The organism is Paenibacillus endophyticus (assembly GCF_014192395.1).
Classification (GTDB): domain Bacteria; phylum Bacillota; class Bacilli; order Paenibacillales; family Paenibacillaceae; genus Pristimantibacillus; species Pristimantibacillus endophyticus.
Genome location: NZ_JACHXW010000005.1, coordinates 337,050 through 352,325, shown reverse-complemented (window position 1 = coordinate 352,325; position 15,276 = coordinate 337,050). Strand labels below are relative to the sequence as shown.

Annotated in this window: 15 protein-coding genes; 11 read left to right on the top strand and 4 right to left on the bottom strand. The window is 47.2% G+C overall.

Annotated features, from left to right (window positions below):
- Positions 1-6: 6 nt before the first annotated feature.
- Entirely contained in the window at positions 7-330 is a 324-nt protein-coding gene (locus FHS16_RS11345) for a hypothetical protein (protein WP_183562006.1), read from the bottom strand.
- Between the two features lie 145 nt (positions 331-475).
- Between FHS16_RS11345 and FHS16_RS11340 the strand changes: the two genes are divergently transcribed.
- From FHS16_RS11340 to ptsP, 6 genes are all read left to right on the top strand, one after another.
- Positions 476-1,003 carry a shikimate kinase gene (locus FHS16_RS11340; RefSeq protein WP_183562004.1) on the top strand — a complete coding sequence of 176 codons (528 nt, stop codon included), beginning with the start codon at positions 476-478 and terminating at the stop codon, positions 1,001-1,003.
- Positions 1,004-1,077: 74 nt separating this feature from the next.
- The gene (aroA, locus tag FHS16_RS11335; protein ID WP_183562002.1) at positions 1,078-2,373 is read left to right on the top strand and encodes a 3-phosphoshikimate 1-carboxyvinyltransferase; all 1,296 of its coding nucleotides are present in this window, start codon (positions 1,078-1,080) and stop codon (positions 2,371-2,373) included.
- A gap of 53 nt (positions 2,374-2,426) precedes the next feature.
- Positions 2,427-2,861 (top strand): CoA-binding protein, encoded by a 435-nt coding sequence (locus tag FHS16_RS11330; RefSeq protein ID WP_183562000.1) that lies wholly within the window; start codon positions 2,427-2,429, stop codon positions 2,859-2,861.
- A gap of 102 nt (positions 2,862-2,963) precedes the next feature.
- Positions 2,964-3,587: a hypothetical protein gene (locus FHS16_RS11325; protein WP_183561998.1), complete on the top strand. Its 624-nt coding sequence runs from the start codon at positions 2,964-2,966 to the stop codon at positions 3,585-3,587.
- A gap of 283 nt (positions 3,588-3,870) precedes the next feature.
- On the top strand, positions 3,871-5,757 hold the full coding sequence (locus tag FHS16_RS11320; RefSeq protein WP_183561996.1) for a glucose PTS transporter subunit IIA: 1,887 nt from the start codon (positions 3,871-3,873) through the stop codon (positions 5,755-5,757).
- Positions 5,754-7,496 (top strand): phosphoenolpyruvate--protein phosphotransferase, encoded by a 1,743-nt coding sequence (gene ptsP / locus FHS16_RS11315; RefSeq protein ID WP_183561994.1) that lies wholly within the window; start codon positions 5,754-5,756, stop codon positions 7,494-7,496. The genes FHS16_RS11320 and ptsP overlap by 4 nt, the downstream gene beginning before the upstream one ends.
- On the opposite strand, the gene FHS16_RS11310 is transcribed toward ptsP, so the two are convergent.
- Positions 7,493-8,023, bottom strand: a complete 531-nt coding sequence (locus tag FHS16_RS11310; RefSeq protein WP_183561992.1) for a type 1 glutamine amidotransferase domain-containing protein — start codon at positions 8,021-8,023, stop codon at positions 7,493-7,495. The two genes, ptsP and FHS16_RS11310, sit on opposite strands and share 4 nt — an antisense overlap.
- A gap of 61 nt (positions 8,024-8,084) precedes the next feature.
- On the opposite strand from FHS16_RS11310, the gene FHS16_RS11305 reads away from it, so the two are divergent.
- From FHS16_RS11305 to FHS16_RS11290, 4 genes are all read left to right on the top strand, one after another.
- Complete coding sequence (locus FHS16_RS11305; RefSeq protein WP_183561990.1) at positions 8,085-8,513, top strand: VanZ family protein; 429 nt, start codon at positions 8,085-8,087, stop codon at positions 8,511-8,513.
- 187 nt (positions 8,514-8,700) lie between these two features.
- Entirely contained in the window at positions 8,701-9,084 is a 384-nt protein-coding gene (locus FHS16_RS11300) for a hypothetical protein (protein ID WP_312890847.1), read from the top strand.
- A gap of 416 nt (positions 9,085-9,500) precedes the next feature.
- Positions 9,501-10,505, top strand: coding sequence for a catabolite control protein A (gene ccpA / locus FHS16_RS11295; RefSeq protein ID WP_183561986.1), 1,005 nt, complete (start codon positions 9,501-9,503; stop codon positions 10,503-10,505).
- A gap of 5 nt (positions 10,506-10,510) precedes the next feature.
- A complete protein-coding gene (locus tag FHS16_RS11290) occupies positions 10,511-11,209 on the top strand; it encodes a 5'-methylthioadenosine/adenosylhomocysteine nucleosidase (protein ID WP_183561984.1) in 699 nt (232 codons plus the stop codon).
- 80 nt (positions 11,210-11,289) lie between these two features.
- Here the strand turns inward: FHS16_RS11290 and FHS16_RS11285 are convergent, their stop codons facing one another.
- On the bottom strand, positions 11,290-12,468 hold the full coding sequence (locus tag FHS16_RS11285; RefSeq protein ID WP_183561982.1) for an acetoin utilization protein AcuC: 1,179 nt from the start codon (positions 12,466-12,468) through the stop codon (positions 11,290-11,292).
- A gap of 127 nt (positions 12,469-12,595) precedes the next feature.
- Complete coding sequence (locus tag FHS16_RS11280; protein WP_246431706.1) at positions 12,596-13,231, bottom strand: GNAT family N-acetyltransferase; 636 nt, start codon at positions 13,229-13,231, stop codon at positions 12,596-12,598.
- Between the two features lie 241 nt (positions 13,232-13,472).
- Here FHS16_RS11280 and acsA point away from each other — a divergent pair, with 241 nt between their 5' ends.
- Positions 13,473-15,197 (top strand): acetate--CoA ligase, encoded by a 1,725-nt coding sequence (gene acsA / locus FHS16_RS11275; protein WP_183561980.1) that lies wholly within the window; start codon positions 13,473-13,475, stop codon positions 15,195-15,197.
- The last annotated feature ends 79 nt before the right edge of the window (positions 15,198-15,276 follow it).

The following is a 15,276-nucleotide window of genomic DNA, read 5'->3' as shown; positions in this document are numbered from 1 at the left end:
TAGCTTTTACGGCTTTGGCTCGCGAGGATTGACGTTGTGCAAGCCGAAAGTTGCTTGACGCAGCCACTCGCGCAGCCGGTCCGCTTCTTGATCAGAGCAATGCCTCCGATGAATAAGGGACATGGCCGCTTCCGCAAAAAAACGAAAGTTCTGTAATAAACGTGGCTGCGAAAGATCCAGTAAAGCTGGATCCTCGTCAGCCACCTTTTTTTTAATATATTCAAGCATCCAGACGACATCCTCCCGGCAGAGGGGATGATCAGGATCAAGAATACGATGAATACGCTTTTGCGTCGGATGGAGATCTTGCAATGGTTGATCACTGGTCATCGCTAGCGTCACTCCTGTTCTTGAAATAACATCATTATCATCCATACGACATATGCAACTTTTTTATACCCTAGAATAATAAAAAAATGATATGATGTTGTAGAAAAAATGGTTTAGGATGAATGAAAAGGGTGAATCGTTCACGATGGAAGAGCAACGTGGTAATAAATTAGTGCTGATCGGGTTTATGGGAACCGGTAAATCTACTGTCAGCAGGCTGCTTGCAGAGAAGCTAGGCTGGAAGCGGGTCGATGGCGACGAGGAAATCGAGAAGCATGAAAACCGGCAAATTTCCGAAATATTTGCATCCGATGGAGAAGCAGGCTTCCGGGATATTGAAACGAAGGTGCTTCATCATATTTTGGCGGATGAGGATTGCTGCGTTGTTGCAACCGGAGGAGGCGCCGTTCTTCGCGAAACGAATCGCCAGCTCATGCTCGGGAATGGATTTGTCGTTGCACTCAAAGCAAGCCATGACCAAATTTTGGCCCGTGTGAAGACGGATACTGCTCGTCCGCTGCTGTACGGTGATGCAGAAGACCGCGTAAACCTGCTGCTGGAGCAGCGCAAGGAAGCTTATGATTTCGCACATTTGACGATTGACACGACGAGCTTGTCCGCGGAAGAGGTCGTTGCTGCAATCTTGGAGCAATCGCGATTAAAGCAAGCATAGATGAATCATCATTTTATTTGGCTTCGACACCATCTAAAGTGTATATATGAATAAAAAGGGAGATCATACGAACTATGGACGTTTTAGTGACACCAACGCCTAAGCTTGAAGGAGAGCTTCAAGCCCTTTCATCAAAAAATTACACAACACGTTATTTGTTGGTTGCAGCGCTTGCAGAAGGGACAAGTACCATTTATTTCCCTGCCCATAGCGAGGATAGCGATGCGATGCGCCGTTGTATCCGTGATCTTGGCGCGACCGTTGAAGAGGACGAAGAAAAAATCGTTATTACAGGCTTTGGCAGAAACCCAAAGCCAGTAGAGCAGCTTGATGTGGGAAATGCAGGCGCAGTATTGCGTTTCTTGATGGCGATTGCCGCTTTGTGCCCAGATGTAACCTTCATTAACCGATATCCGGACTCGCTTGGCAAAAGACCACATAGCGACCTTATTGATTCTCTAAGCGCTATGGGAGTTACCATTACTCATAATGATGGCAAATTACCTATTCGCATTCAAGGCGGGGCTCCAAAAGGCGGTAAAATTCAAGTTTCAGGAAATATTAGCTCGCAATTTTTAAGCGCGCTTCTGTTTCTTACACCTTTATTGCCGGAGGACAGCGAGATTGAAGTGCTTCATGATCTGAAATCGAAGGTTGTCGTCGGTCAGACGCTAGAAGTATTGGAACAAGCCGGAATAGTCATTCATGCCGATGACGATTATATGCGCTTCCGTGTTCCTGGCGGCCAAAGCTATGCAGCGAAAACGTATTCGGTCCAAGGAGATTACCCGGGCTCCGCAGCGATTCTGGCAGCTGCTGCGGTAACGCAGTCGGATGTCATTGTTCATCGATTGGAAGAGCGCAGCAAGCAAGGAGAACGTGCTGTAGTCGATGTGCTTCAGATGATGGAGGTTCCTCTTACTCACGAGAACGGCATCGTTCACGTTAAAGGCAACGGAAAGCTAAAAGCAGTCGAGTTCGACGGAGACCATGCAACGGATGCGGTGCTTGCTATGGTAGCTGCAGCCGTTTTTGCAGAAGGAACATCACGATTCTACAATGTAGAGAACTTAAGGTACAAAGAATGCGACCGTATTACGGATTACCTGAATGAGCTGCGGAAAGCTGGCGCAAACGTGGAAGAACGGCAGGCGGAAATTATCGTCCACGGACGCCCAGAAGGCGTTGAAGGCGGCGTTGAGATTAATGCGCATTACGACCACCGTGTCATTATGGCGTTGACGGTTGTCGGCTTGCGTGCGAAGCAGCCTATACGTATTCGCGACGCACATCACGTCGCCAAATCTTATCCGATTTATTTTGACCATCTGAAAGCATTGGGTGCAAATGTGGAGTGGATTGAAGCATAATAAGTGCTTAAAGCCATAACGGTTTTTTCAAAATAAGAAAAGAGGTGTTTAGGATGGCTTTTGAAAATCCTTCGCGTGAGCAGATTAAGGTTATTCTGGAGAGAAGCATGACGGTTGCGGTAGTCGGATTGTCCGACAAGCCTGATCGTGTATCGTACATGGTATCCGAAGCTATGCAAGCTAAGGGCTATACGATTATTCCCGTTAATCCAAACGCCGATTCGATATTGGGTCAAAAAAGCTATCCATCGCTTAAGGACATTCCAGTGCCTGTGGATATAGTCAATGTATTTCGCAGAAGCGAGCATACACCCCCTGTCGCTCAAGAGGCAGTTGCAATAGGCGCTAAAACCTTGTGGCTGCAGCTTGGCATTTCCAACGATGAAGCAGCCGAAATAGCGACTGCCGGCGGTCTTGAGGTTATTATGGATCGTTGCATCAAGGTTGAGGATTCCATCTTGCTTCCTGGCGGGAAATCCAAAACATAACAGTTATAAAAAAGTCGTCACTCCTACACAATAAGAAGGCTTCATAAGCGAGTGCTTTACTTGCTTGAAGACTTTATGCTTGTAATCCAAGGAGGACACGACGTGAATCAATATTCGCAACAACCGGGTAATTACCAAGGGCAACAAAGCTACCTTAACCAAGGCACGCACTTTGAGCCAACAGGCAATGTGCAATCACACTATCAAGGTCAGCTTAGCCAACCAACTTTTGGCAGACAAACGAATTCCATTGTTTCGAATGTGCCAGGAGGTTATCAAGCGTCTAATTCTTATAGCCAAGGCAACCAGCATTTCTCGCCGAACAGCTATTCGAACTCGACTCATCCGGTAGGAACGAATCATTCATTCATTTCGCATCAACCGGTTCAAAGCCACGCTCAATCGCCAGCTACGGCTTTTGGCAACGTTGGCCCGGTTATCGCACATGTCGGCTATCAAGCTGGATATGACAATCAGCAATCGTATTACCAGCCAACTTCAAACATCGGATCGAACTACGTACAGCACTCCGCATCCAATTTCGGAGGTTATGCGCAGTCCAACCAACAGAATGGATACGGAATGACACCGACTCATTCGAACACTTCGATCCATCCTGTCTATGAAGCGACCAATGCATATCAACAATCAGGTCCGGTTATTTCACATGTCGGCTGGCAATCCCAAAGCGCTGCTAACTCCCCTTACTCGGGCGGTATGCGATAAGATCGTTTTAAAATGATAGAAATAGAATCATCAACATCGGCGGGCCCTTACAGGCTCGCCGTTTTACTTTGACAAAAACGCAGCAAACGCTTAACATCGTTATAGAAATGTTGGGAGTTTACGTGTGAAGTTAGTTTTGCTATGCAAAACTAAGTGAATGCTTACGAAGTCAGTTTTGCTGCGCAAAACTAAGTGAATGCTTACGAAGTCAGTTTTGCTATGCAAAACTAAGTGAATGCTTACGAAGTCAGTTTTGCTACGCAAAACTTTAAGGAGGTGTAAAATGGTTTTCATTGGGAGCCTGCAGCAACTCGGTAGAGCATTTATGCTGCCGATGATTGTATTGCCAGGCGCGGCCATATTTTTAAGCCTAAGCAAGCTGCCATGGGCATATATTGGCTTGCCGGGTATGGAAGGTTATTTAGTCGCTGCCAGCGAGACGATATTTACGTTTCTACCTTATATTTTCGCGGTAGGCATATCGCTCGGATTGACGGGAAATGCGCTCGCTGCGGGAATGGCTGCTCTTGTAGGAATGATTATATATAGCGGCATAACCGGCACGGCTGAGGTTCAGATAGAGCCGACAGTCTTGATCGGTACCTTAGTCGGCATTATTGCAGGCGTAAGCCATGAACGTTTCAAAAGCTTGCGCTTGCCGGAATACATACAGTTTTTTGGCGGCCCGCGGTTCGTACCGCTGTTTGTCAGCTTTGTGTGCTTGCTCTTTTCCATCGGCATGATTAACATAGCGCCGTATTTGCAAAAAATGCTTGTTGAGCTGGGCGAAATTGTTGCTTCAGGCGGTGGCTTCGGTGTTTTCTTGTATGGCTTTGTACATCGCATCCTAGTCGTATTCGGCTTGCACCATCTTGTGAGTCATGTATTCTGGTTCCAGATTGGCGGCTACGAGACGGAAGCTGGTCAAATGGTATATGGCGATCTGCCTCGTTTCTTTGCAGGCGATCCAACGGCAGGGGTGTTCATGGCTGGATTGTATCCAACAATGATGTTCGCTCTGCCGGCAATAGCCTTGGCTATTATTCACGAAGCTCGCGAAGACTTGAAGCCCAAGATTAGAAAAACGTTTCTATACGCTGCGTTAGCCTCCTTTTTGACGGGTGTTACCGAGCCTGTTGAATTTGCTTTTTTATTCGTAGCTCCATACTTATACGTCGTTCATGCCATCCTATCGGGCATTATTATGTGGGTGACCTATGAACTTGGCATCAAGCATGGCTTTTCCTTTTCGGCAGGAGCCATTGATTTTGTAATCAATGAGCATTTGGCAACGAGAGGCTGGCTTATTATTCCAATTGGAATCGTTGTCGGATTTATTTATTATTTCTTGTTCCGCTGGGCAATTCGCAGATTCCGTATACCGACTCCTGGTCGAGAGGAAGGCTCGCAGCTCGATGAGTGGGCAGGAGATATTCCTTACCGGGCACCGCTTATTCTGCAAGCAATTGGCGGCAAGCAAAATATTGTCAAAATGGAATCCTGTATCACCAGGCTGCGGCTTAAAGTGTCGAATGACAAGCTGCTGGATGTGAATGCGCTTCGAAATCTAGGGGCAGCCGGCGTCATCAAGCTTGGCGGGGGGCAGGTACAAGTCGTATTCGGCACATACTCCGAACTCATTCGCGAAGAGATGATTAAGACGATTCATCGGGATCAAGCACAGGTGCTGTTTCACTCGCCGATGCAGGGAAGAATGATTCCGCTTGATGAGGTACCCGACCCGATATTCGCAGGCAAGCTGGTAGGACAAGGCGTTGCTTTCATACCGGATAGAGGAGAGCTGGTATCTCCCGTCAAAGGGAAGGTTATTCATATTTATCCAACCATGCACGCGATAGGCTTGCTTACTCCGGAGGGACTGGAGGTTCTGCTGCATATCGGCATCGACACCTCTGGATTAGCAGGAAAAGGCTATTTTAATGCTCTTGTTAAAGAAGGGGATGAAGTGACGCCTGGCATGATGCTGATCAAGTTTGATTTGCAGCGGGTACGTAAGGAAAGCAAGTCGCTTGCTACGCCTATGGTAATCACCAACTCTGATCTCGTCCATTCCTGGCGGTTTGCACCGTTCAAAGCGGTGAAAAAGGGGCAGTCCTCAGTTTTGTCTGTTGTTCTTAAAGAGAGAAATGGTGGAGGGGAAACACAATGATTCAAGGAATTGGGGCGTCAGCTGGCATAGCGATTGGGAGATCGTTTGTGCTTCCGAATTGGGAATGGGAATTGCCTGAACAGAAGATCGATGTGGCTGATTTTGCGAGAGAGTTCGAACGCGTATACGAGGGTATCCGCACCTCCAAGTCAGAAATCGAACAAATCAAAGATGAGCTGCGTGATGTTGTTGGTTCTGAAGAGACGCATATATTCGATGCTCATATCGCGATTCTGGATGATCCTGTTTTTATGAACGAAATCCAGGGCATCATCCAACGCCAATACAAAGCAGCTGAGGTTGCCGTAAAGGAAGCCATTGATCATTTCGTCACCATGTTCGATCTGCTGGACGATGAGTACATGAAGGAGCGGGCACTGGATATCAAGGACGTAGGAAACCGGCTGCTGAAGCATTTGCTTGGAGCTCCGGAGATTACCCTGCCATCCGACACGCAGCCCTTTATCCTGATCGCAAAGGAGCTGTCCCCCTCACAGCTGGCGCATATTAACCCGCAGCATGTTCTTGGTATTGTTACCCTTGCTGGCAGTACAACCTCGCATTCAGCCATCATGGCAAGAGCGCTTGGCGTACCGCTAGTAGTTGGTGTGGAAACTAAGCTGGCAGAACCGATTCAAACGGGCCAAACGCTTGTCATCGACGGCACGGACGGCAGCGTATTTATAGAACCTGAACAAGAAATCATTCAAACCTATACAGAGCTTCATAATCGTCAAACAGAAGCGAAGCAGCGGCTGCACGGCATTGCCAACCATCGGCCCGTTACGCCTGATGGCAAGCGGCTTGAGCTTGCTGCGAATATCAGCTCCTTTAAAGAGCTGGAAATCGCATTGTCGAGCGGTGCGCATGGCGTAGGCTTGTTCCGAACAGAGTTTTTGTATATGGACCGAAATCGCTTTCCCAAGGAAGAAGAGCAGTTCGAGGTTTATCGAAGCGTTGCCGAAAGGCTCGCAGGCGAGCCGCTCGTCATTCGAACCCTTGATGTCGGCGGAGATAAGCAGTTGGATTACTTTGAGCTGCCAGAGGAAGACAACCCATTTCTTGGCTACAGAGCGATCCGCATTTCTCTTGATCGCAAAGACTTGTTCAAGACGCAGCTCCGTGCCATACTACGCGCAAGCCATTACGGGGCAGTGAAGCTGATGTACCCGCTCATATCATCCGTTGATGAAGTCAGAGCAGCCAATGCGGTGCTTAACGAAGCGAAGCTAGAGCTTGAAGAAGCCGGTATTCCGTATGACAAGGGCATGAAAATCGGCATAATGATTGAGGTGCCTGCAGCGGTTATGATAGCTGATCTTCTAGCAGAAGAAGTTGATTTTTTCAGCATTGGCACGAATGATCTCGTCCAGTTTACGCTTGCGGTCGATCGAATGAATGAAGAGATTTCCCATTTATACGAACCTTACCATCCAGCATTGATTCGTATGCTGAAAATGACGGTGGAAGCAGCGAAAAAAGCGGGTATTACAGTTGGCGTATGCGGCGAGCTTGCCGGTGATTTAAGAGCTTTGCCGATCTGGCTTAGCCTCGATGTCGATGAGCTGAGCATGTCCTCCCATTCGATCTTGCAAGTGAAGCAGCGTCTTCTTAGCACGTCTCAGGAAGAGAGCGGAGAGGTGTTTGAGAAGCTGCACAGCTGCCGCACGAGTACGGAGATACTTGCACTGCTTAATGCCTTCATGGAGCGGGTAGACAAAAAAACAGCGAATGGTTAGCCCATTCGCTGTACGAGCGCATCTACAAATGCCTTGGCATAAGGCGGAAGATCAGGTGGACGACGTGCCGAGATGAGGTTACCGTCTACGACAACCGCTTCATCAAACCACGTTGCTCCAGCATTTTCCATATCATCGCGAATGCCTGGCGTCGAAGTGACCTTGCGGCCCTCAAGTATTTTGGCAGAAATCAATACCCACCCGGCATGGCAAATTTGGCCTATCGGTTTATCCTGCGCATTAAGCTCTTGAACGAGCTGAAGCACTTTCGGGTATCTGCGCAGCTTGTCAGGCGCCCAGCCGCCCGGAACGAGCAGTCCAATGATATCTTCACTGTTTACTTCGTCGAAAGACAAGTCGGCAACGGCAGGCACGCCATACTTGCCAATATGCTTTTTGCCTTTTTCAGGGCCGGCGTATAGAACCGTTGCGCCTGCCTCCCGGGCGCGGTAGACCGGATACCACAATTCCAAATCCTCGAATTCGTCGTCTAGCAAGCAGATGACGGTTTTGTTTTGTAAGGACATCTTTTCCCCTCCATCTATGAATGATCTCTATTATTGTAACGAAGGAGCATCAATGAAGCAAATGAATCAGGTATCAAAAGGTTTCTCATTTACGAGACTCTTACGTTTCCTGCCGGCAGTTATTTGGATGACAGTGATTTTTGTTTTGTCATCGAGAACGAGTGACGAGATCAATACCTTTCTTCCGTTCTTTCAAACCTTTTTTCCGTTCATGGAGGGCTTTGATTGGGGACATTTTGTCTCTTACTTCATACTTGCACTCACTATTGATTACGGAATAGGCAAAACAGCGGACCGCCTCTGGATGAAGGTCATTATCGTTGTGCTGTGCGGGCTGTACGGCGTGACCGATGAATACCATCAATCTTTTGTCGGAGGCAGGATGCCGGACGCAATGGACGTGCGCAATGATTTGATTGGAGCAGCGATATGGACAGCTCTAGCAGCGGTGCCATGGATTCGGAAAAGATGGAGAAAAGCAGCCCCATGAGCGCTTGCATATGTGATGCAAAGCACCGTTTTAGTAGTAAAAATTACAAGACTGTGAAAGCAGGAATTTTCGCGAATTTGGTCGAATCAATTATATATTGTAACTCTGAAAGCTATGCCTATTGAGAATAGCTGCTACTAAGAAGGAGTGGACCGCTTTGCATAAGAGGTGTCATTGTGGTGACATCATGAAGATGAAACTGCGCACAGTCATTTATTCAGGGAAAGTAGAGATTGATAACGTTCCTATTTTCTCATGCACAACCTGCAATCGCAGTGAAGTATTTCCCGATGTGAAGCCGGACTTGACTGGATTAATCGCTCAATTGGGTGCTCAGCCAGATAAACAAACCTTTTTATTCAATGAATGCAACGAATGGGCTAATTTGCTCGTCGAAGCAAAAGCAGAGAAGCTGCAAACAGACCAAATCGCATTTGAGAGAATGATTGAGCACAGGATCAACCAATTGCTTGATTTGTATCTGCTTGCCCAGACGCTGAATGATGAGGCGTGGATTAGCGATTTAGAGAAAAGGCTTGAGCAAATTAGCCGTCGTACGCTGCTTACATAGCTGCTTGGATTTGTCGTGCTTGTGCATAATCAAATTACTTTTAGTGGATAGGCGAGAGAAGAGAGCGGGTTATCTGCAATAGCGTTGATTGTTATGCGGGCTGAGATTTATCTCGGCTCTTTTTTGTTTTATGCTGGTTCTTCCTGATGCTACGGGTATCAGAATGGAAGCATGAAGCTGCTAGGAAAGGAAGAAAATAGATTGATTATCCTTACAAATAACAAGGCGGCTGCTGCGTGTTAGCAAGCGTTAACGAACAAAACTGAAAGCGGATTTTTATTTTGAAAACGCAATGAAAGCACGAAACAGCAAGGTTTTTGCCGTCTTTTGTTTTGCGTTGCTCATTTCTTTGTGCTATGATTACCTTAATATTGGTCGTACGAAAATTAAAATTTGAGCTAATGGAGAGGACCACTGTGACGGTAACCATTTATGATGTAGCAAGAGAAGCAGGAGTGTCGATGGCTACGGTTTCCCGGGTTGTGAATAACAATCCCAACGTAAAGCCTGCAACGCGGAAGAAAGTATTTGAAGCAATTGAACGCCTTGGGTATCGTCCAAACGCTGTGGCAAGAGGCCTTGCGAGCAAGAAAACAACGACTGTCGGCGTCGTCATTCCCGATATTTCAAACGCTATTTTTGCGGAAGTAGCTCGTGGAATCGAAGATATTGCTAATATGTATCATTATAATATTATTTTGTGCAATGCGGATAAGAAGAAAGATAAAGAAATCCGCGTTATCAATACGTTATTGGAGAAACAAGTTGACGGTTTGCTATTTATGGGCGGAGCCGTAACCGAAGAGCATCTGCAAGCTTTCAAAACAGCAAATGTTCCTATCGTATTATGCGCAACATCAGATGAGAGCGGACAAATTCCATCTGTCGATATTAATCACGAAGACGCAGCTTATGATGCTGTTCAGAAGCTGCTGGAGCAAGGCCATAAGCGCATTGCGATGATTAGCGGGACGCTGCAAGACCCATCGATCGGCTACGCAAGGTTCCAAGGGTACAAGCGTGCGCTTGAGACTGCGGGTATCGCATACGATGATACATTGGTACGAATCGGCAATTACCGTTATGAGTCTGGTGCGGAAGCGATGAAGTATTTCATTGAATTGGACGAGCGTCCAACAGCCGTATTCTCTGCAACGGATGAAATGGCAATCGGCGCCATTCATAGCATCCAGGATTCTGGATTGCGAGTACCCGACGACATTTCCATCATCAGTGTAGACAACAGCCGGATGGCATCGATGGTTCGTCCGCAGCTTACAGCAGTGGCACAGCCCATGTATGATATTGGTGCTGTATCCATGCGCTTGTTGACGAAGCTTATGAAGAAAGAAAACGTAGATCAATCCAAAGTAGTACTGCCGCATGAAATTGTCGTGCGACAATCGGTTGGAGGAATATAATCAATATGTCGTTTAACAAAATAGGAATTATCGGCGCAATGGCAGAAGAAATTGAATTGCTGCATGAGCACGTAAGCATTGCGTCTCAGATCACGAAGGCCGGAATTACGTATTTCGAAGGAACACTTCATGGCAAGACAGTTATTTATTGCAAATCAGGCGTTGGTAAAGTTAACGCCGCAGTTTGTACGCAAATTTTGTTGGATCTTGGCGCGGATTGCGTATTGTTCACAGGTGTCGCTGGTGCGGTTGACCCACAATTGAACATCGGCGATATTGTGGTTTCTACGAGCTGTATTCAACATGATATGGATTGCTCGCCGCTAGGTTTTGCCCGTGGAACGATTCCATTCCACCCGAAGTCGGAATTTGTGGCGGATGAGCGCTTGGTTGAGCTTGCTTCCTCTGCAAGCAATCGCTTATTTCCGGGTCGCAGCCTCCAAGGCGTCGTGCTCTCCGGCGACCAGTTCATAGCTAGCCGCGACACGGTCAAGTTGCTCCATGAGACCCTTCATGGCGCTTGTGCCGAGATGGAAGGCGCTTCTGTCGCACAGGTTTGTGATATGAATGAAACCCCGTTTGTCATCATCCGTTCGATGTCAGACAAAGCAGATGGTTCAGCTCACGTGAATTTCTCAGAGTTTACGGTAACAGCATCGAATCATTCTTATCAGATCATCGACGATATTGTAAAGCATATTTAATAATTGCCGTTCACTATGAAAAAGCCGCGATGGCCAGCATCGCGGCTTTTTCTTTTTTAAATGTGCCAAAGCCGATCGGGCTAGAGATCCTGGATTGCGATGCTTTGAACCATTCTATTCTTCTCAGCTATTTCCTGGCGTCTAGGCATGGCTTCAATTTCGGACAAATCATCCATCCAGTAGGGGGGGAGCTTATTCGGACTCAATAACGACCACCGTTCAAGCCAGCTGTCCGGAAGCTCAACGATTTCTCCAGCGGCTATTCGCTGCGCGATCGGATGCTCAATCATCGTAAGCCAAACGAGCGCCCAAGCTCTCGGAACGACCCTGAAAATGTCATAGCCGCCACCGCCCAGCGCGATCCAACGGCCATCCGTATACGCATGTGCCAATTCATGAATGATAGCGGGAATTTCACTGTAGATCCGCATGCTGCAATGAATGTGAGAGAGAGGATCATACGCATGAGCATCGCAGCCATGCTGGCTTATAATTACATCCGGCTTGAATGCCTCGATTACCTTTCTTAAGGTGACGTTAAAGCTCTCAAGCCATGATTCATCCTCGGTATATGGCTCCAACGGCACATTAAAGCAAGCTCCGAATCCATGATCTGTGCCTTTTTCATGCACAAAGCCCGTGCCTGGGAATAGAAACTTTCCCGTCTCATGAATGGAGTATGTACAGACATCAGGGTCATCATAAAAAACCCACTGCACGCCATCGCCATGATGAACATCCGTATCGATATATAATACGCGCGCGCCAAATGATTGCCGAATATATTTGATCGCAACAGCGGCATCGTTATATACGCAGAAACCTGATGCGCGGTCTGGGAACGCGTGATGCAGCCCGCCGGCAAGATGGAAGGCGTGTTTCACCTGGCCTGTCATGACAGCCTCTGCCGCAGCTAAAGAGCCTCTAACAATGGTCATAGCCGCTTTATGCATGCCAGGGAAAACAGGAGTGTCCTCGGTATGCAGTCCGTATTGCTGAGCGAGGATGCGGCTATCATCCGTTAGCGTGTCTTCGCTCAGTTTTTTGACGGCAGTCAAATAATCTGTTCGATGTACGAGTGACAAGAGCTCATCATCGGAATAGGGTGGTGGAGTAGTCAATTGATCCTCCGTCAAGGCCTTCACATCCTTGAGCAGGTCTATCGTGAGCGTTAACCGCAGCGGATCAAATGGATGTTCTTCATCAAATTTATATCCGCTGGAATCCGAATGATGTATGAAAACAGCATCAGCAGCCATTCTAATCCTCCTAAAAGGTTTGCGAAGCAAACCTACTTCGTAAGCATGAGCTAAGGTTTGCGAAGCAAACCTACTTCGTAAGCATGGGCTAAGGTTTGCGAAGCAAACCTACTATTTAAGCATGTGGTTAATACATGAAGCGCTGTCGGAAACGGACTCGGTCAAAATGCTCGACGGAGCTAAGCGGCACTTCCTTGCCGATGCGAACCATTAGGCAGTTCGCGGGATGCGAACAAATTTCCGGATCATCCGTTGCAAACCAGACCATGCCAACGGACTGCATGAGCTTTTCCATCATTTTTCGATAATCCCATACGTTAAGTTTCGTCCCTTCAAGGTCCCAATGCCAATAATATTCCGTCGTAAAAACGATCATATTTTCCAGTTGGTCCTCAGCAAAAGCAAGCTCAATCATTTTTTTGCCTAAGCCGCAGCCGCGATAGTCATCCGCGACTTCTATCGCTCCAAGCTCGATTAGATCCGTCATGCCGCCTTCTGACCAACGTTCGAGCTCATCGGCATAATGAAAGGTCACATAACCGACAATTCTGCTGCCTTCGCGTGCCAATAGAATTCTTCCTTCTTCCAGACCAGCGATTTCGATTAATGCCTTATGCTGCTCATTTGGTCTTCGGAATGCATCCAATGCTTCATGCATCGCCATTTCAGCAAGTCGGTTGGGGGGTACGGGTCCTTCCAATATAAGCTCACGGCCTTCGTCTAGAGCGACAGTTTCTCGCTGCAACCGCTTTCGATGCTCCAAGGCATATCCTCCTTTGCTGTGAAAAACGTGCCTATCCTACATCCTCTATTACTCTTTATAACAAAGATTTAAGCAAATGAAAAGCGTAGTCGAATAGAAAAAAGATATGCTATAATAAGCTTGGCGGTTCAGTTCATAGGAAGCTATAGCAGAGGTCTGCTTGTTTGCCTCAAGCATTGACTCAATTTTGTAAGCGTATTCTTATGTTACAGACTCATAGATTTGATGGGAGAGTGATAGAATGATCAACTTACATCAAGAACGAATTCCAGCAACGGCAACAAATCCGAATTTACAAAACTATGAAGAAGCAGTGAGCTCATTTGATTGGAATCAAATTGAAAGTCAGTTCAGCTGGTCTGAGACTGGGAAGGTTAATATGGCTTATGAAGCCATTGACCGTCATGTTGAACAAGGCAAAGGGGATAAAGTTGCCCTTTTCTATAGTGACAGTGAACGTGACGAATCGTATACCTTTGAACAGATGAGCAAGCAATCGAACCGCTTCGCGAATGTTTTGAGAAAGCTCGGCATTTCAAAGGGTGAACGCGTCTTTATCTTCATGCCTAGGACGCCGGAGCTTTATTTCAGCGCGTTAGGGGCATTGAAAGTAGGAGCCGTGGTAGGGCCGCTATTTGAAGCTTTTATGGAAACGGCAGTTAAGGACAGGCTTCTGGATAGTGAAGCCATTGCGATTGTAACGACTCCGGCGCTATTGAAGAGAATCAAGAGAGAGGAGCTTCCTGGTCTTAAGCATATTATCGTATTCGGTAAGGATGTGCCAAAGGAAGAGGGCATCATTGATTATTCAGAAGAAATGGCTGCGGTATCCGATGAAGCAGAGATTGAGTGGCTAGACCGCGAGGATGGCCTTATTCTGCACTATACGTCAGGATCGACTGGAAAGCCTAAAGGCGTCTATCATGTTCAAAACGCGATGATTCAGCATTTATATACCGGTCAAATCGTACTCGATTTGAAAGAGAATGATATCTATTGGTGCACGGCAGACCCGGGTTGGGTAACAGGCACCTCGTACGGTATTTTTGCTCCATGGCTTAATGGGGCTACAAACGTTATCCGAGGCGGCCGCTTTAGTCCAAGCGATTGGTATGGCGTAATCCAGAAATATGGCGTGACGGTATGGTACAGTGCCCCTACGGCATTCCGTATGCTAATGGGTGCTGGCGATGATATTTCGAATAGCTTTGATCTGACCAGCCTCAGGCATGTGCTAAGCGTAGGTGAACCCTTAAACCCTGAGGTTGTCCGCTGGGGACTTAAGGTATATGGTCAAAGGATTCATGACACCTGGTGGATGACAGAAACCGGCGGCCAGCTTATCTGCAATTATCCAAGCATGGATATTAAGCCGGGTTCAATGGGTAAACCTTTGCCAGGCGTCAAAGCAGCGATTATCGATGATAGCGGCAATGAGGTGCCTCCTTACCGAATGGGCAATTTAGCCATTCAGACCGCTTGGCCGTCGATGATGCGCAAGGTTTGGAATAATCCATCCAAATACGAGGAGTATTTCTATCTAAAGGGCTGGTATATTTCCGGAGATTCTGCTTATCGCGATGAGGATGGTTATTTTTGGTTTCAAGGGCGTATTGATGATGTAATTAATACAGCGGGAGAGCGTGTAGGTCCGTTCGAGGTGGAGAGCAAGCTCGTAGAGCATCCGGCAGTAGCGGAGGCAGGTGTTATTGGCAAGCCTGATCCTATGCGCGGAGAAATCATTAAAGCCTTTATCGCGCTGCGCGAAGGATTTGAAGCATCTGATGAGCTGAAACAGGAAATTTCGCAGTTTGTGAAAATCGGTTTGTCAGCCCATGCAGCACCAAGGGAAATTGAATTCAAAGACAAGCTTCCCAAAACAAGAAGCGGCAAAATTATGCGCCGAGTGTTAAAGGCTTGGGAGCTAAACCTTCCTACAGGCGATTTATCAACCATTGAAGATTAATAACCGGCTTGGTCAACAAATAGAAAAGCGGATGCCTGCTCATTGAGCGGGCATCCGCTTTTTGACGTTTTTTTTCGAT